Genomic DNA, 16,180 nt, shown 5'->3' on the forward strand with positions numbered 1-16,180 from the left:
TGGCTAAGTTGTCATTGAATCTTTAGGGGGGGGTGTTGATTGTTTGGTGAAGGTGTTTTGTCATTATCTCATGGGTTATTTTCTGTTGTGTCTGTAAAGAAAATTGAGAGCTTCCTTCCACATTGTTTTTTTTAAGATTTTATAAAATTTTAAGGAGGGGGACCGATTTTAAGGAGCCTTAACGGGTTTTTTAAAGATTATAAAGTTTAAGCTTTTTTAAAAGGCTCTTCTCTAGCTTAGTGCGTATCTGTTCATTGCCGGCGAGGATATTTTTTTTGCGGAAGATATCATTGCTACTTTCTTTATCCGTGACAAAACCGGTGGTTTTGTGAATTATCAGTATGTGGATCGTTTTATTGCAAATTTGTGAGCTGTCTTCCCAAAAGCCATTGGTTTGGCGAGTGGCAATATAGGCTTAATCAAGAGCAGCAGTGCTAAAATGAGGAAGATTTGAGGCTTTTATCATCACATTGCGCAATTTGATGAGAGAGGGCTCATGACTTTGGCAACAGAAAATGGGGTAATGGCAATGATACATTGATTTATAATGATAATTCACTGTTTTGTATGTTGAATGAGAGTCTCGAATATCTTAAGATTGTCTTATTTAAATTCTCTCTATGTTAAATCAATCAAAACCATTCGCTTGTACGTTAAAAGTGGGATGAGTGTGTGGATAAATTTGTATAAGACAGGATTAAAAATGGCTCTTATGAACCTTCTTAATGCAAGGGCTCTCGGCAACATCCACGAGTTGGCAAATATAACGATGGTGCTGGCTTGTTACTTCATAAGCGTAGAGGTGGTGGTGATCAATGGATTTACCACTATCTATTATTCACGGACGTAGTGGCGAAATGGGTTTGGGTGTCTTGAGAGATGTCTCTTTAAAATAAGCCCGTGAATTGGCGATGACACATTAAAAATTGTTTTTGAGGTTTAAATACCTTTTTTGAGAATTCTTTCTAATTTGGTGCGAATGTGTTCATTGCCGGCGAGGATATTCTTTTTGCGGAATATGTCATCACCGCCTTCTTTATCGGTGACAAAACCACCGGCTTCACGAACCATCAAGATTCCAGCAGCCATATCCCAAATTTGCAGGTTGTCTTCCCAATAGCCATCGGTTCGACCTGCTGCAACATAGGCTAAATCAAGGGCTGCTGCGCCAAAACGGCGAAGGCCAGCAACTTCCATCATGACATTGCGCAATTCAATGAGATAGGTTCCATGACCTGGGCGGCCAAAATGAGGCATGCCTGTGGCAATGACACAATCTTCTAGTCTGCGCCGCGCAGAAACACGACAGCGCCGGTCATTGAAAAAAGCACCACTACCCCGCTCTGCGGTAAAGAGTTCATCACTTACCGGGTTGTAAATGACCCCCGCAACGATTTTGCCTTGGCTTTCTAAAGCAATGGAAACGGCAAAAAAAGGAATGCCATGGAGAAAATTTGTGGTGCCATCTAAAGGGTCAACGATAAAACGATGTTGTGAATCTTCTCCAATGATTTCTTTAGATTCTTCCATCAGAAAACCAAATTTAGGGCGTGCTTTGCTCAGTTCAGTGAAAATAATTTTTTCCGCTTTACGGTCTGCTTGACTGACGTAATCGGCTGGCCCTTTCAAAGACACTTGCAAATTTTGTACTTCACCATAATCACGCACGAGCGAGCGTCCTGCTTTCATGGCAGCTTGCACCATGACATTCATGATTGCAGAATGGGCCATCTTGTTGTTCCTTTATTTATCTTTTTCATTTGCACGACGCAAATAGATCAACTCGTTGGTGTCGACAATGATACGCTCACCGGCATTCATAAAAGGGGGAACAAGAATACGAATCCCATTTTCAAGAATGGCGGGTTTATAAGAGGAGGTCACCGTTTGTCCTTTGAGAGCTGGATCAGCTTCCACAATCGTGACAGCAACTTGATCAGGAAGGGAAATGCCGATAGGCTTTTCTTGATAAAGTTCAACTGTGACAGTCATCCCATCTTGCAAGAAAGCAGCACGTTCTCCAACAAAATCTTTTTGCAATTCCAATTGTTCATACGATTCTGAATCCATAAAGACGAGGGCATCCCCTTGTTGATAGAGAAAGGTAAAATCCTTTTGTTCAAGGCGTACGCGCTCTACCGTTTCAGCAGAACGAAAACGTTCATTGAGTTTTGTACCATCAAGCAAATTTTTTAGCTCAACTTGATTAAATGCACCACCTTTTCCAGGTTTTACGGCGTTGCATTTCACAGCAACCCATAAGCTTCCTTGATGCTCAATCACATTACCAGGGCGAATTTCATTGCCATTAATTTTCATCGTTTCTATCCAATTCTATTCTTGCAAAAAGAGTTTTCTTACTTTGTCCTTACGGCGCTTTTTTTGCTGCCTTAACAGTAAACTCTTTTGTTGTTTTTAGGTTCAAAACCTCTTGTTCGTTTTGCGGTTTCCTCATGGTCTTTGTGGGCTTTTCATCTGTCTTACCATGGATTTGCTCATGGGGTTTTCTCATAAGTTTTCTTATGAGCTTTGCAGAGAAAAGCTTAAGGACAAAAGGGACCTTGATGTATTTTTGCTTTTCAGTTCTTTGCAAGACCATAAAAAGTGCCAAGACGCAAGCTTTTTAAAAAATTGCACAAAAATTTTTGAGACTTTTGAGGATTTTGGGGAAATTTATTCCGTTGTGTTGTAAAATCTCATTGAGACGGATGATAGAAATACTGGTGATAGAAATTTTGTAAAACCATGAGGCGTTGTTTTATGAGAATGACGCGTGGATATTGTGCGGGGAAACTTGTCCGAATAATCTTGTGAAATCAATCCCATGAAACGGAAAGCGGAGTTGTGTTCTGAGAAGCCTGATTGCTGAGAAATTGGATCGGGAAGGGGCTTTGTGTCCTTTAAAGGTGTATGAGGTAAGAAAAGAGCGTGGTGCACCTTATAGCGCGTTTCGTTTTATAGAGAATGTGGTGTGCTAGTGCGTGGTGTTAGCTTGCATTCTCATCCATAATGAGCTGTAAAAAGGCTTTCTTTTTTAGAGTGGTGAGCGTTCTAAATCTTTTAAGCAACAGGTATTCTTCAGTGTTCGAGATGACTTCATCGTGATGGTATGGAGGGTGTTGTTTTGTGGTGATATCTGCATAAAAAAAGGAAATCGGAACATTCAAAATATCGGAAATTTCCATTAAACGCCCTGCACTTACGCGATTTAAGCCATTTTCATATTTTTGAATTTGTTGGAAACTGACCCCTAAAGCATCCCCTAAGGTTTTTTGAGACATTTTAAGTATTTTTCGTCTTAAGCGAATTTTTTTGCCGACCAAAAGATCAATATTAAGATTTTGGGATTGCATTTGCCCCCCGCTTAGTGCAAGCACCTCCTATGCGTATTCTGGGAGTCTAAAACACTGAACTCAAATCAGCTTTTTTGCTTTTAGTGCTGGTAAGCACCTGGACAGTGCAAAAACTCCCGGAATTCCGGGATACCCACACAGTGGGATAAATTCATGCTTAGGTTTTGGGCTTTCAAGGCCCTATTGGTCGCCATGTAGGCGACCAAAACACCTTTTAATGTGTAAAGTAATTTCAGCAGATTGGCAATAAAAAACAGCTTTTTAAACGAGAAGTGCTGTGTTTTTCATTTATAGACAAAGAAAGCAGCGCTCTTTTGATCCTCTGATCTTTCCATATTTTGAGAACAATATTTTACAAGCGGATAGCTTATTTTGCACATTGGATAGTGTTCAGCAAATGATACAGGGCATTTTAAAAAACAGGAAGGAGCTTTATTGCTTCTTTGCGCGCCTTTTCTTGTTGTTTGTTGTCCATACCTTGGAGCATTTTTTCAAGATCAGGGGCTTGCATTTTGGCTTCCTTTGCAAGCATATACCATGCTGCTGCCATTATTATATCGCCTTTTGTTCCGATGCCGTCTCGATAAAGTCTTGCAAGAGAAATTTGAGCAGGGGCAACCATGTTGGTGGCATTGTGAAGCAGCAAATGAAAGGCATGGTCAAAATCTTTTTCTCCTCCACGGCCCTCTATCAGCCATTTTGCTAAATAAAGTTGCGCTTTTAAGTGGTTGTTTTGAGCCGCGGCTTCCATCAGTTTGCGGGCATTACGATCATCCTTTGGTCGATTTAATGTGCCTAAGGAAAGAATTTTTGCCGCCGCAAAAGCAGCTTCAGCATCTCCAAGAGCAGCCCCTTTTAGGTACCATTTTAAAGCTTGCTCGATGGCTTCATTTTCATGGCTTGAAGAAGAAACGCCGGGAAGATTTTGTTTTTCCTGGGAGGCTTTATAAAGAAGCAATTGTCCATAATAAAAATAAGCTTCCTTAACGCCTGCCTTGACAGCTTTTCGAATAAACTGTGCACCAAGTTCTTGATTTTGTTTTACAAAATTTCCATCAAACAACATAAGCCCATAGCGAAGTTGCGCTTGGGGTTCTCCTTGTTTTGCAGCGCGTTCAAACCATAAAGCAGCCCGTGCCCCATCAACAGGAACAGCACATCCCTCCATATAAATTCGGGCAAGAAGCGTTTGCGCAAAAGGATCATTTTTTTCAGCGCGTCGAAGGGCTTCTCGAAAAGCTTTTAAATAATAGCCTTGGATGTAATAGTCATAGGCTTGGTCATAGTCTCCAGCTTTTAAGGGGTGAAAAGGTTCTTCTGGGGGGGAAGATTCTTGAATCGTATTGAAAGAGTGTTCAAAATTTTCGGATTCATCAGTGTTTCCAGCAGAATTTATAACAGAACTTGTAAGCCCTATCATTCCTAGGATAAGCAGTTTAAAACCTCTCTTAATCATCGATATCTCCTCCTCATTATCGATCAGAATTTTCACATTTTTTTTTCATCATTACAAGCCGCATCAAAATCCCATGGCTTTCTTATTTTTCATTTCAGTTAAGGGAGGTTTTTAGGTCCCTTTATAAAGATAGCATAAACGTTGATAAGAACCAGACTGTTTTAAACAGTGCTATTTTAAACACCTTTACAACGATAATGAAAGAATGACTAACAGAGGTACCTTCTCTTATCAATATGCATCACCCTAAAATAAAAAAGCGTCTACCATGAGGCTATTTTTACAAATACACAATAAACTGCTTATGAAGAACTGCTTATGAAAAACGTGAAATGTTGAGGAGAAGAGAGCGTATAGGCTCTATAGTGTGTATCGCGTTATCGAGAACGTGGTGTGCACGAGTTACATGATGTTAGCTTGCATTCTCATCCGAGAGTAACTGCAAAATTGCTTTCTGTTTTACTGTTGTTAGCACTCTAAATTTTTTGAGCAACAGGTATTCTTCAGTGTTCGAGATAATTTCATCGTGATGGTATGGAGGTTGTTGTTTTGTGGTGATATCCGCATAAAAAAAGGAAATCGGAACATTCAAAATATCGGAAATTTCCATTAAACGCCCTGCACTTATGCGATTTAAGCCATTTTCATATTTTTGAATTTGTTGGAAACTGACGCCTAAAGCATCCCCCAAGGTTTTTTGAGACATTTTAAGTATTTTTCGTCTCAAACGAATTTTTTTGCCAACCAAAAGATCAATATTAAGATTTTGAGATTGCATTTTTCCTCCCGCCGGTTGCGAGCGCCTCTTATGCGTATTCCGAGAGCTTGAAAATACTGAAACCTAATCAGCCTTTTTTGCTTTTAGTGCTGGTAAGCACCTAGACAGTGCATAAACTCCCAGAATTCTAGGATACCTGCAAAGTGGGGTAGATTCATGTTTGAGTTTTCGGGTTTTCAAGGCCCTATTGGTCGTTGCGTATGCGACCAAAACACCTTTTAATGTGTAAAGTAATTTCAGAAGATTGGCAAATAAAAATAGTTTTTTGACTTATAAAATTTGTTTTTTTAATGAGAGGCTATTCTCGCCTCTCAACCTCTCTGGAACGAGCCCCAAAATCATGACATCTACCTCCGTGTTTGTTGAAAGCGGTAAAATGATTTCGTCCACGGTAATGAATTCACAAGCGGTTTCTTCATCAAAATCTGCGCAATCGCTTGCTGTTTGAAGAAGAGCGGGGGGTAATTTGGTGTCTACAGAATGTGTATGTCTGTGGGAAGTGGTGGGGTGCCCATGTGGTTTGGGCGTGTACTTTCAAAATTAAAGATGAGTATTGTTTAAATTCATAATGCATCAATTGCATCTGCATCTATATGGAAGCCAGCTGCCTTTAACCGCTTCATAAGTTTGAGATATGTTTCTTTTACGTCTTCTTTAAAAGAAAGGTAGTAAACTCCATTAACATCTGAAGGCAATTCAACGCCTTCTTTGTATAAAATAGCAATTCTCTCAAGAGGAAGCACAGCGGTTAACATGCCCATTTCAAAAATAACATTTTGTCGCGCACGAAATTGCGCTTTTGTTTCACCGTCAGATCTAGCATAGCCTATATCATCGGGCGTTAGCAATACAATACTAAACCCTATAGAATCCTTACAAATTTCTTTTTTCAAAGTTTCAATGATGGTTAGACCAATACCACTTGTATTTTGCAAGATGTATGGATCGAGCCTAAGCCTGAGAAGAGTATTTTCAAGCTTTGTTAAGGAGCCATGATCATGACCATGAACGATAAAAATTTTTTTATTTGATGTATCGGAAGCGATCTTTGGAGAAGGATTCGTTAATGTTTCTTCTAGATATGGAGTCAAAACTTCTTTTAGCTTTTTTGCTATGTGAGTTTTGCCTTGAAAGACAATTTTTCCTGTGCTCTCAAACCAAATAACAATTCCGCCACAGAAGGTTTCGATCCTATATGCTTTTGGCGATTTATCTTGTAGAAGTTTACCTCCTAAAATCCAATAGCCAGCGTTGAAAATTATATCGCCAAGATCTTTAAACGTTCCTCTGTATTTGTATTCCATTTTTTATGTCCCCCGCATATTCTATCATCAGTTGTTGGTATTCATTATGAATATAAAAAACGATGATTTCCCGCGATCGTAATGGTTTGGTTTGTATAATACATTGTTATGATTTTTCTTTTATCATTTCAAGCACTATGAAAAGATTATCGTAGGTACAGATGATTTCTTTCACGGCAATGAATTCGCAGGCGGTCTCTTCATCAAAACTTACACAATCGCTTGCTGTTTAAAGAAGGGCGGGGCGGTTCTTTTTAGTCTATAGAATGTGCGTGTCTGTAAGGTTTGGTGGGGTGGGGCGCGTGTTTTGAGTATGCTTTAATCTGGGGGGCTTTTTCTTTCACAAGAGTCAATTAAAAAAGGAGGCGTTTTACAAGGGCGTGTTTTTACATTTTTCTTGGCAAAGTTGAAGCAGGTGTAAAGGATTGTCGTTCCCTAAAATAACTTCTTCCATGGCAATGAATTCACATCCCGTTTTTAAGGCTTCATCAAAAGTTGCAAAATCACTGCCGGCTTGAATAATGGCGGGGGTTTCCATAATTTCTGCCCACCATGTAGCTAACTGAAGATTGCGAGGGTGCGCTTGGGGTTTTTTATCAGCCCCTAATTTGCCAAAGAGAAGATAATCAATCCCTGTTTCTGCTGCAAGCATAGCACTATGGCGATTGCGTAGATTGCCAAAGCCGATGATTTTTTGTTCCTTTTGCTGATTTTTAAAGCTTTCAAGAGCGTTAAGATCATCTTCTATGTGCAATCCATCAGCCTTTATACGTCCAGCAATGCGGCTGTCACCAGCGATAAGAAGAGCGGCATCATTGTTTTGAATATCTTCTGCGTAAGTTTGAGCCTGTTTTTGTAAAAAAGAGCCATCATCTCTCTGCTGTTCAGAATCGTAAAGGATGACACAGGCAAAAGATTTTGTTTGCAAAATAGGATGCAAAAAGCTGTGTGTAATATTGCGCCGAACATCAAGGGTTAAAACCAATTGAGGAAAAAGAGGGGATTCAATCTGTTTATTTTTTCGTTGTGTCATACCATATCCCAGTCTTTTAAAAAATAATATCTCTTTAAAAAAATAATACTTAAAAGTTAAAGTTTCATCCTTCCTTTGTTTGCGGATGATCCTAATGCCTTTTTCATATGGCTTTAAGAGCTTTGTAACCTATGGGAATCTATTGATGATATATGAGTGTATTGTTAAGCATAAGATGGCGCCTTTTTATTGTGATATACGTGTGGTCATTTTAGTTCTTTTGCCTTTTAAAAATAAATACTTAAAAAGAAACTTGACTCTTAAAAATTAAAGTTTCATCCTTTTCATGCTTGTTTGCGATAAGGGTAACCACCATTTTATGTAACTTCAAAGTTTTGTGACGCGTGGGAGTCCATTTTTATGAAATACCAAGCCGTTGTTGATCATAAGACGCAGCCTTTTCGTCGTGATACACGCATTGATGTTTTTCGTTCTTTAGCTTTATTGACGATTTTTATCAACCATATTCCCGGAACGCTCTATGAGCATATAACCCACAAAAATTTTGGCTTTTCTGATTCTGCAGAAGTTTTTGTTTTGCTTTCAGGCGTTTCGCTGGGCTTAAGCTTTCATGCGCGGTTACAGAAGAAGCCTTTTTCCTTCATTCTACGTAAATTTTGGTATAGGGCTTTGCAGCTCTATGGCGCATATCTTTTGACTACTTTTGTCACATTAAGCCTATTTTTAGGGGCCTTTTTCTTATGGAGAACAGAAAAACTGTTAGCAATGAACAATATGGGGCTTTTTGTCGCACAGCCGCTTACAGCATTTTTGCATAGTTTAAGCTTGGGACATCAATTAGGCTATAATAATATTCTGCCGCTTTATATGGTTTTGATGTTTTTTGCACCTTTTATCCTATATGTGGGGCGTAAACAGACAAAGTGGCTGCTTTTGGGCTCATTTATACTCTATCTCATCTGCGGACTGTATAAAATTGCCCCTCCTTCTTATCCTATAAAGGGAAAATGGTTTTTGAACCCTTTGTCTTGGCAATTCTTGTTTGTCATAGGCTTGACCAGTACTTTAGCGCTTAAACAAGGAAAAACAATCGCCTTTAAGTCTTTTTGGGTAATGTGTGCGGCAGGTTATCTCTTGGTGGCACTATTATGGGTTCGCTTAAACTGGTGGGGCATTTTGGGTTGGTTGGGCTGGTCTTCCCCATTGCTCAACTTTAATAAAACTTTTTTAAGCTTGCCACGTTTGCTCCATGTTCTTGCATTATCTTTTCTTATTCTTTCGTTGCCGTGCGTCAATAAATGGTTTTCTGTTTCAGAGAAACATCCTTTAGCAATCTTAGGAAAACATAGTTTACCGGTCTTTGTAACAGGAACTATTTTTGCGATGTTTGGACAAATTATCAAAACAGTGATGACAGCAACCTTTTTTTCCGATACCCTCTTAATGATAACGGGGATAGCTCTGCAATTTGGTGTTGCCTATTATTGTGAAAAACGACAGTCTTTGCAGGGGGCTTTTTCAAGGAAATTGATCCGTTTATAAGAAAAACACGGTCCCATGATCCTTGTGCGGCTGCGTTAACCTTAGTATAAAAAGCGCATTGCACAAAAAAATTAAAAGAGGTAGTCATTTTAAAAAAAAGCATTTCACACAGCAACAAAAGAAACTTTTTAAGACTCTGTTCGTTAAGTGATATAATTGAGTGATATAATATTGAACAGTGTGGTTTTGTGCTGATCCTTGGAGTATAAAAGCGTGAGCGTACATAAACGTCCTTATGATGAACCTATTATCATGATTGAGCATAATGCTTTTGAAAATGCTTTTAATCGTCTCTATGAAGAGACGATGGCGCTGATTGAAAAAACAGCAGCCTATATCGATTCAGAAGGGAAAGTTGTCGCGCGTTCCCTTTCAGCGGAAATTTCTGCACTCTATGCAAAAGAGGCGATGTATTTAAGTACACGGCTGATGCAAATAGCCTCTCAACTCCTTCTTCTTCGGGCAGAGCGCGAAGGGGAAATGTCATCAGAACAAATAAAAAAAGAAATCGTCAAAGTTTCTCTTCAGACTCCCTCATTGGAATTTGAAACCCCTCATTGGAACGAACTCCCGGAAATTTTCCGCCAATTTGTTGCTCATTCACTGCGTTTAGAAGCTCGCATAAAATATATGCGCGCAGGGTGGGAAGCGGCTGCTTCCAGTACTTTAGAAGATGAAAATCCAGTAGGAAAACAAATCGAATTACTTAAAACCGCTTTTGGGCGCTCTTAGAGGATATTCTTTTGGCTTTTGTCCAAGGGGAAATGTCATCAGACTAAATAAAAAAAGAAATCGTCAAAGTTTCCCTTCAGACTCCCTCATTGGAATTTGAAACGCCTCATTGGAACGAACTTCCGGAAATTTTCCGCCAATTTGTTGCTCATTCACGCCCGTTTGAGAGGCACGCATAAAATCTATGCGTGCGGGGTGGGAAGCAGCCGCTTCCAATACTTTAGAAGATGAAAATCCGCTGGCAAAACAAATCGAATTGTTGAAGACAGCCTTTGGGCGGTATAACGAAAAAAGACTCGATGGCGTATATATTATCCAGAGAGAAGAATTTTTGCCATTGATATATCAAAATCCTCTCTGTGCTTGCTTTCGATGATTTAATCATTATGACATTAAAGATGAGATAAAAGGGGAAAGATGAGATAAAAGGGGATTTTTTATGCGTTGGTTTTGCTTTCTTGTAAGGTGTATATTGTTTTGTTCGATGGCATTTTTACATCTCATAAAGCTTCTGTTTGTTCATGTGTTATACTGTATTAATTCATGATATAGGCTCCTCTTTTTGCTGGTTTTATGTTTTACTGCTGTTTTCTTTGTGGGCGAGCCTTTATTCAAAAGGGGGAAAAGTGTATAAACTGGGGGTTATGGCAGAGACGATTCGTATTATAGGCATTGATCCCGGACTACGGTATACTGGGTGGGGCGTTATCGATCTTGCGGGTAATCGTCTTCAGTTTGTTGCAGCAGGGACGGTTTCTTCCGATGTAAAGTGTGATCTGGCTTCCAGACTCTGTCAGATCCATAAAGGTCTTTCAGAGGTTGTGCATCAATTTATGCCCCATGAAGCCGCGGTGGAACATGTGTTTGTCAACAAAGATGCGACAGCAACGCTAAAACTTGGGCAAGCACGTGCGATTGCGCTATTGGTTCCTGCACAGGCAAAGTGTCCTGTTTTTGAGTATGCACCCAATAAGGTGAAAAAATCGGTTATTGGTGTTGGGCATGGCGCTAAAGAACAAATTCATATGATGGTAAAAGTTCTCCTCCCACGGGCTGAATTTGATAGTAATGATGCGGCAGATGCCCTTGCTCTTGCTCTTTGCCATAGCATGCATCGTAAGAGGATTGAGCAATCTTATCAGGCAAGGATAGCGATGTGATTGGGATGGCGATATGATTGGCAAGTTAAAGGGCACGCTTGAACATATCTTTGAGGATTATATCGTTCTTGATGTTCATGGTGTGGGCTATGTTGTTTTTATCTCAAATCGGTTGCGTCCTTCTTTGCCCTCTGTTGGGGAGGCATTAAGTCTCTTTATTGAAACGCATGTTCGGGAAGAGGCAATCCGCCTTTTTGGTTTTGCGACAAGAGCTGAACAGGAGTGGTTTTGTATGCTCCAAAATGTTCCAGGCGTAGGGGCTAAGGTTGCTCTAGCAATCTTGGGCACTTTATCACCAGATGAACTTGCACAAGCTATTGCTTTAAACGATGGAGCGATGATTAGTCGAGCACCGGGCGTTGGTAAAAAAGTCAGCGAAAGAATTGTGGGTGAGTTGAAAAGTAAAACGCTCCCCTTTGAACAAGCGGTCAAGACTATTTCAATTCCGCAGCATGAGAGGGCTGATCAACCTGCGCAGGATGCGCTTTCTGCGTTGATGAAGTTAGGCTTTGAACGTGAGCAAGCAGCCAGGGCTCTTGCTCTTTCCATGAACAGCCTTGAAGGAGAAACTATTTCTTCTGCCCTCTTGATCCGCCATAGTCTCAAATTGCTTTCTTCTCCTACTTGAATAAAAGGTAACAATGCATAAAGATGAAGATCAACGCCTTTTAGGAGCTGCGCCCCTTCCCAACGATCCGGATCGTTCCTTAAGACCACAAGTTCTTGATGACTTTATTGGTCAAGAGGCGGCACGGGCCAATTTAAAAATATTTATTGAAGCCGCAAAAACGCGGCAAGAAGCGCTAGATCACGTTTTGTTTGTAGGACCACCGGGACTGGGAAAAACAACACTTTCACAAATTATGGCAAAAGAATTAGGGGTTAATTTTCGCTCTACTTCAGGACCGGTTATTGCTAAAGCAGGAGATTTGGCTGCTCTCTTGACCAATCTTGAACAACGCGATGTCTTGTTTATTGATGAAATTCATCGCTTAAATCCGGCGATTGAAGAAATTCTTTATCCAGCGATGGAAGATTATCAACTCGATTTGATCATTGGGGAAGGACCGGCGGCACGCTCGGTTAAAATTGATCTGGCTAAATTTACTTTAGTGGCAGCAACTACACGGTTGGGGCTTTTGACCACACCACTCAGAGACCGTTTTGGCATCCCTATTCGTCTTAATTTTTATACGATAGAGGAATTGGAATATATTGTGCAGCGTAATGCGCGGCTTTTTGCTGTCAAGATCAGTGATGATGGTGCCCATGAAATTGCACGCCGAGCACGGGGGACCCCACGCATCGCTGGACGGCTTTTACGGCGCGTTTGTGATTTTGCTTTGGTAAAAAAAGCAAAACAAATTGATCAAAAAATTGCCGATGAAGCGCTTTCGCGCCTTGAGGTCGATCATCTTGGGCTTGATCCACTTGACCGGCGTTATTTGCTGCTGATTGCGGAAACTTTTCTAGGGGGACCGGTGGGCATTGAAACCATTGCAGCTGCTTTATCAGAACCACGCGATGCGATTGAAGATATCGTTGAGCCCTATCTTCTCCAACAAGGCTTTATTCAGAGAACGGCTCGAGGACGCATTCTCACGGAAAAGGCGTGGAGCCATTTAGGACTTGCTGCGCCTGCTTCAACGTCGATACAAAAGCGTACGCAACTTTCTGATGCTCAAGATAATGCATCACTGCAGAAAACTTTATGGGATGGGGAAGATGACTGAGGAACCTTTTTTAAAAACTGTGCGGATGATTTATCGTAAGCTCTTATAAGAACAAGAAGCGTTCTTCTGGTTCTTGTTTCTGATCGAAAAGCTTTAGGACGATGGAGAATTTTGTGTTTTTTTTTTCACAACTTCAACACAAAAATATGTTCAATCTTTTGATTGATAAACAATTTGCTATCTTAAATGATTTTACGGGACATGAAGTCAATGACAGAAATAACGCCTTTCAAAAGCAATCATAAAAATGCTTTTCATAATTTTCAGGTGCGCGTTTATGTGGCTGATACAGATTTTTCCGGTGTGGTTTATCATGCGCGTTATCTAGAATTTTTTGAACGAGGACGTTCAGAGTTTTTACGGGATACCGGTTTTAATAATAAAATGTTAGCTGCAGGGGGGGAAGGGGAAAAATTGTTTTTTGTTGTGCGTCATATGGAAATTAGTTTTTTACGACCAGCCCAAATTGATCATCTTTTAGTCGTTAAAACACGTGTTAATCATATCCAAGGAGCACGCTTTTTTATGGAGCAATCGATTGTGCATGAGGCGACTACGTTGGTAACAGCAAAAGTTGAAATTGCTCTGATTAATGAAGAAGCAAAACCGCGACGTTTACCCAAAGAGCTTTTTGCAAAACTGCTTGGTTAAAACTCTTGGTTGTTGAATTTACAACAGTTTGATTGATAAAGCTAATATAGCTTTATTCAATTAAAATGAGAGCCCGTGGGTGTCGTAAAATTTTCTTATTTCAAGCTCTTTTCCATTTTGAAACCATAAAAATCATTCGCTTACACTCTCATAAGAGAATAATATATAAGTCATTGAAAAAATATAAAAATATATGAACAATTTTCAATTGTCATAATGATTTAATATTGCAAGTGAGTCAAGAAAATGAAGGGGATGGTTTTCATGAAGTCAAGAGGATAAAAAGGCTTTTTTTAAAGTTACAGAAGCTTTAAAGTTATCTCATGGTGCTAGAGAGATGAAGTTCATCATTGAAAAGGGCGTGTTCAAAGCACAATGAGACTGCATGGGATTATATGAGACTTAATTATATTAGATTTACATAGAAGGGATATTGAATGAGGGGCATGGGGTGAGGCATTTTATGGTGGGTTATTTTTGGTTTTTTTTGTGCTCAAGGGGGCTTATGAAACTTGAGGGAAAATGAGAGAAACAATATCCGCCTGAGGCAATGTGTCATCTTATCATGATGAAACTTTATTGATCATGATCATTCATTACGTTGTCATTTTCAGAGAAGGCTTGTAAGAGTTTTTCTTTGTAAACTCTTTTGTGAATTCATCAAAATCATTTTCTTGCATGTCACATTTTTTCTTGTCACACGCGGGTTGATGAGGGGATATAAAAAGGATTGATAAAGGCATAAAATGTCTTTTATAAAGTTTTTTAAGTGCCAAGATTGATCGCAGATTTTGAGCTGGAAACGCTTATCCTATCATGTCATAAAACACTGCTCTTTAGGGCGGTAGTCGTTGCGCAATGTAAATGTAAGGGGGGCTTGTGAAAGCGGGGGGATGAATATCTTAGGGTAGGCTGGGAAACACTTTTTTTGAGAGAGGGTGATAACCTATAAAATAATCAGCTGAGAAATCCGCTATAACCAGAAGCCAGCGTGTCGATAGACCTTTTTTATGGCGTGAAGCGTGGTTTGAATGTTTCGTTTGCTGCTTTCTCTCAAGATGTAAAAGCGTAAAAGCGTGGATCTGTAAAAATGAAACAAAGGATTGGAGCTTTGTGCGTGCTTTTATCTAATCGGAAATTAACCACCAAATTGCCTTTTGTTTTTTAGGGTGGAGTTCTCTAAAAGTTTTCAAAAGGGTGTGTTCTTTTTCGCTATAGATTTCTTGATCATAGTGGGAATGATGTTCTTTTGTGAGATTATCTTCTTTTGTAGCAATATCCGCGTAAAAAAAACTCATCGGAACTTCCAGTAAGTTGGCAATTTCTAGCAAACGTCCTGCGCTTACACGGTTTAACCCTTTTTCGTATTTTTGGATTTGTTGGAAACTGACACCTAAATGGCTTCCTAATTCTTTTTGAGAAAGCCTCATTGACATTCTTCTATGACGAATTCTTTTGCCAATAGAAATATCGTTAAAATGTGAATTTTTGGTTTGCATGTTAAGCCCCCCGCCGGTTGCGAGCGCCCTCGCGTTGGTATTCCGGGAGTAACAAGTACTGAATCCGAGTCAGCTTTTTGCTTTTAGTGCTGGTAAGCACCTGGACATAGCAAAAACTCCCGGAATCCCGGGACACCCACAAAAGTGGGCATAATTGTACGCTCGGATTTAGGGCTTGTTTTCCCTCTTGATCGGTGCGTAGACGATCAAAATATCTTCTAATTGATAAAGTACTTTCAAGAGATTGGCAAGAAAAATTAAAGCATTGGCTATGCTGCACATTCGTAAAACAGTGTTGTTTTAAGGGATGATGAAGAGAGCAGGAATATTCGGGATAAGGCAAGGCGTGCTTTATGAAGTATTATCCGTTTGAAGGGTAATGATCTGAAGTTCGTAGGGGATATTTTGCTACATAAGAAGCCCGATTGTTAATGGACCAGTGTTTACGCAGTGGTGCAAGGTGTTGGTTTGGAGTTTTTTTGTAAAGATAGAAAAGCGTAAAAACGTGGATCTGTAAAAATGCAATAAAGGATTGGAGCTTTGTGCGTGCTTTTACCTAATCGAAAATTAACCACCAAATTGCCTTTTGTTTTTTAGGGTGGAGTTCTCTAAAAGTTTTCAAAAGGGTGTGTTCTTTTTCACTATAGATTTCTTGATCATAGTGGGAATGATGTTCTTTTGTGAGATTATCTTCTTTTGTAGCAATATCCGCGTAAAAAAAGCTCATCGGAACTTCCAGTAAGTTGGCAATTTCTAGCAAACGTCCTGCGCTTACACGGTTTAACCCTTTTTCGTATTTTTGGACTTGTTGGAAACTAACACCTAAAGAATTCCCTAATTCTTTTTGAGAAAGCCTCATTGACATTCTTCTATGACGAATTCTTTTGCCAATAGAAATATCGTTAAAATGTGAATTTTTGGTTTGCATGTTAAGCCCCCCGCCGGTTGCGAGCGCCCTCGCGTTGGTATTCCGGGAGT

General features: G+C 39.8%; 17 protein-coding genes. 7 read left to right on the plus strand and 10 right to left on the minus strand.

Features of this window, described 5'->3' with window-relative positions; translation table 11 throughout:
* Positions 1-939: 939 nt before the first annotated feature.
* From PVV65_RS04185 to PVV65_RS04220, 8 genes are all read right to left on the minus strand, one after another.
* Entirely contained in the window at positions 940-1,731 is a 792-nt protein-coding gene (locus tag PVV65_RS04185; protein WP_273754985.1) for an inositol monophosphatase family protein, read from the minus strand.
* A gap of 12 nt (positions 1,732-1,743) precedes the next feature.
* On the minus strand, positions 1,744-2,319 hold the full coding sequence (gene efp / locus PVV65_RS04190) for an elongation factor P (RefSeq protein WP_144752673.1): 576 nt from the start codon (positions 2,317-2,319) through the stop codon (positions 1,744-1,746).
* Between the two features lie 49 nt (positions 2,320-2,368).
* On the minus strand, positions 2,369-2,512 hold the full coding sequence (locus tag PVV65_RS04195; protein ID WP_241455922.1) for a hypothetical protein: 144 nt from the start codon (positions 2,510-2,512) through the stop codon (positions 2,369-2,371).
* Positions 2,513-2,987: 475 nt separating this feature from the next.
* Entirely contained in the window at positions 2,988-3,353 is a 366-nt protein-coding gene (locus PVV65_RS04200) for a helix-turn-helix domain-containing protein (protein WP_273789319.1), read from the minus strand.
* A 412-nt stretch (positions 3,354-3,765) separates the two neighbouring features.
* On the minus strand, positions 3,766-4,809 hold the full coding sequence (locus PVV65_RS04205) for a tetratricopeptide repeat protein (RefSeq protein WP_273789320.1): 1,044 nt from the start codon (positions 4,807-4,809) through the stop codon (positions 3,766-3,768).
* Positions 4,810-5,221: 412 nt separating this feature from the next.
* Positions 5,222-5,587 carry a helix-turn-helix domain-containing protein gene (locus tag PVV65_RS04210; protein WP_273789321.1) on the minus strand — a complete coding sequence of 122 codons (366 nt, stop codon included), beginning with the start codon at positions 5,585-5,587 and terminating at the stop codon, positions 5,222-5,224.
* Positions 5,588-6,150: 563 nt separating this feature from the next.
* Positions 6,151-6,891, minus strand: coding sequence for a TIR domain-containing protein (locus tag PVV65_RS04215; RefSeq protein WP_273789322.1), 741 nt, complete (start codon positions 6,889-6,891; stop codon positions 6,151-6,153).
* Between the two features lie 370 nt (positions 6,892-7,261).
* On the minus strand, positions 7,262-7,924 hold the full coding sequence (locus tag PVV65_RS04220; protein ID WP_273789323.1) for a thiamine phosphate synthase: 663 nt from the start codon (positions 7,922-7,924) through the stop codon (positions 7,262-7,264).
* Between the two features lie 360 nt (positions 7,925-8,284).
* Here PVV65_RS04220 and PVV65_RS04225 point away from each other — a divergent pair, with 360 nt between their 5' ends.
* From PVV65_RS04225 to ybgC, 7 genes are all read left to right on the plus strand, one after another.
* A complete protein-coding gene (locus tag PVV65_RS04225) occupies positions 8,285-9,427 on the plus strand; it encodes an OpgC family protein (RefSeq protein ID WP_273789324.1) in 1,143 nt (380 codons plus the stop codon).
* Between the two features lie 213 nt (positions 9,428-9,640).
* Positions 9,641-10,159, plus strand: a complete 519-nt coding sequence (locus PVV65_RS04230; protein ID WP_208440045.1) for a DUF1465 family protein — start codon at positions 9,641-9,643, stop codon at positions 10,157-10,159.
* A gap of 184 nt (positions 10,160-10,343) precedes the next feature.
* Positions 10,344-10,535, plus strand: coding sequence for a hypothetical protein (locus tag PVV65_RS04235; RefSeq protein ID WP_273789325.1), 192 nt, complete (start codon positions 10,344-10,346; stop codon positions 10,533-10,535).
* A 268-nt stretch (positions 10,536-10,803) separates the two neighbouring features.
* A complete protein-coding gene (gene ruvC, locus PVV65_RS04240; RefSeq protein WP_273789329.1) occupies positions 10,804-11,319 on the plus strand; it encodes a crossover junction endodeoxyribonuclease RuvC in 516 nt (171 codons plus the stop codon).
* Between the two features lie 13 nt (positions 11,320-11,332).
* Complete coding sequence (gene ruvA, locus PVV65_RS04245; RefSeq protein WP_273755061.1) at positions 11,333-11,947, plus strand: Holliday junction branch migration protein RuvA; 615 nt, start codon at positions 11,333-11,335, stop codon at positions 11,945-11,947.
* A gap of 13 nt (positions 11,948-11,960) precedes the next feature.
* Complete coding sequence (ruvB, locus tag PVV65_RS04250; protein WP_273789326.1) at positions 11,961-13,052, plus strand: Holliday junction branch migration DNA helicase RuvB; 1,092 nt, start codon at positions 11,961-11,963, stop codon at positions 13,050-13,052.
* 210 nt (positions 13,053-13,262) lie between these two features.
* The gene (ybgC, locus tag PVV65_RS04255) at positions 13,263-13,703 is read left to right on the plus strand and encodes a tol-pal system-associated acyl-CoA thioesterase (protein WP_273754998.1); all 441 of its coding nucleotides are present in this window, start codon (positions 13,263-13,265) and stop codon (positions 13,701-13,703) included.
* A gap of 1,127 nt (positions 13,704-14,830) precedes the next feature.
* Here the strand turns inward: ybgC and PVV65_RS04260 are convergent.
* Both PVV65_RS04260 and PVV65_RS04265 read right to left on the minus strand, forming a co-directional pair.
* Positions 14,831-15,202, minus strand: a complete 372-nt coding sequence (locus PVV65_RS04260; protein WP_273755000.1) for a helix-turn-helix domain-containing protein — start codon at positions 15,200-15,202, stop codon at positions 14,831-14,833.
* A 556-nt stretch (positions 15,203-15,758) separates the two neighbouring features.
* On the minus strand, positions 15,759-16,130 hold the full coding sequence (locus PVV65_RS04265) for a helix-turn-helix domain-containing protein (protein ID WP_273789330.1): 372 nt from the start codon (positions 16,128-16,130) through the stop codon (positions 15,759-15,761).
* Between the last annotated feature and the right edge of the window lie 50 nt (positions 16,131-16,180).

Source organism: Bartonella sp. ML70XJBT, from assembly GCF_028618425.1.
Lineage (GTDB): Bacteria > Pseudomonadota > Alphaproteobacteria > Rhizobiales > Rhizobiaceae > Bartonella.

Coding starts and splice junctions, on each gene's coding strand:
- efp (WP_144752673.1), bottom strand. CDS start 2,319: ATGAAAATTAATGGCAATGAAATTCGCCCTGGTAATGTGATTGAGCAT.
- PVV65_RS04195 (WP_241455922.1), bottom strand. CDS start 2,512: ATGAGAAAACCCCATGAGCAAATCCATGGTAAGACAGATGAAAAGCCC.
- PVV65_RS04200 (WP_273789319.1), bottom strand. CDS start 3,353: ATGCAATCCCAAAATCTTAATATTGATCTTTTGGTCGGCAAAAAAATT.
- PVV65_RS04225 (WP_273789324.1), top strand. CDS start 8,285: ATGAAATACCAAGCCGTTGTTGATCATAAGACGCAGCCTTTTCGTCGT.
- ruvA (WP_273755061.1), top strand. CDS start 11,333: ATGATTGGCAAGTTAAAGGGCACGCTTGAACATATCTTTGAGGATTAT.
- PVV65_RS04220 (WP_273789323.1), bottom strand. CDS start 7,924: ATGACACAACGAAAAAATAAACAGATTGAATCCCCTCTTTTTCCTCAA.
- PVV65_RS04210 (WP_273789321.1), bottom strand. CDS start 5,587: ATGCAATCTCAAAATCTTAATATTGATCTTTTGGTTGGCAAAAAAATT.
- ruvB (WP_273789326.1), top strand. CDS start 11,961: ATGCATAAAGATGAAGATCAACGCCTTTTAGGAGCTGCGCCCCTTCCC.
- PVV65_RS04185 (WP_273754985.1), bottom strand. CDS start 1,731: ATGGCCCATTCTGCAATCATGAATGTCATGGTGCAAGCTGCCATGAAA.
- PVV65_RS04265 (WP_273789330.1), bottom strand. CDS start 16,130: ATGCAAACCAAAAATTCACATTTTAACGATATTTCTATTGGCAAAAGA.
- PVV65_RS04215 (WP_273789322.1), bottom strand. CDS start 6,891: ATGGAATACAAATACAGAGGAACGTTTAAAGATCTTGGCGATATAATT.
- PVV65_RS04260 (WP_273755000.1), bottom strand. CDS start 15,202: ATGCAAACCAAAAATTCACATTTTAACGATATTTCTATTGGCAAAAGA.
- ybgC (WP_273754998.1), top strand. CDS start 13,263: ATGACAGAAATAACGCCTTTCAAAAGCAATCATAAAAATGCTTTTCAT.
- PVV65_RS04235 (WP_273789325.1), top strand. CDS start 10,344: ATGCGTGCGGGGTGGGAAGCAGCCGCTTCCAATACTTTAGAAGATGAA.
- ruvC (WP_273789329.1), top strand. CDS start 10,804: ATGGCAGAGACGATTCGTATTATAGGCATTGATCCCGGACTACGGTAT.
- PVV65_RS04205 (WP_273789320.1), bottom strand. CDS start 4,809: ATGATTAAGAGAGGTTTTAAACTGCTTATCCTAGGAATGATAGGGCTT.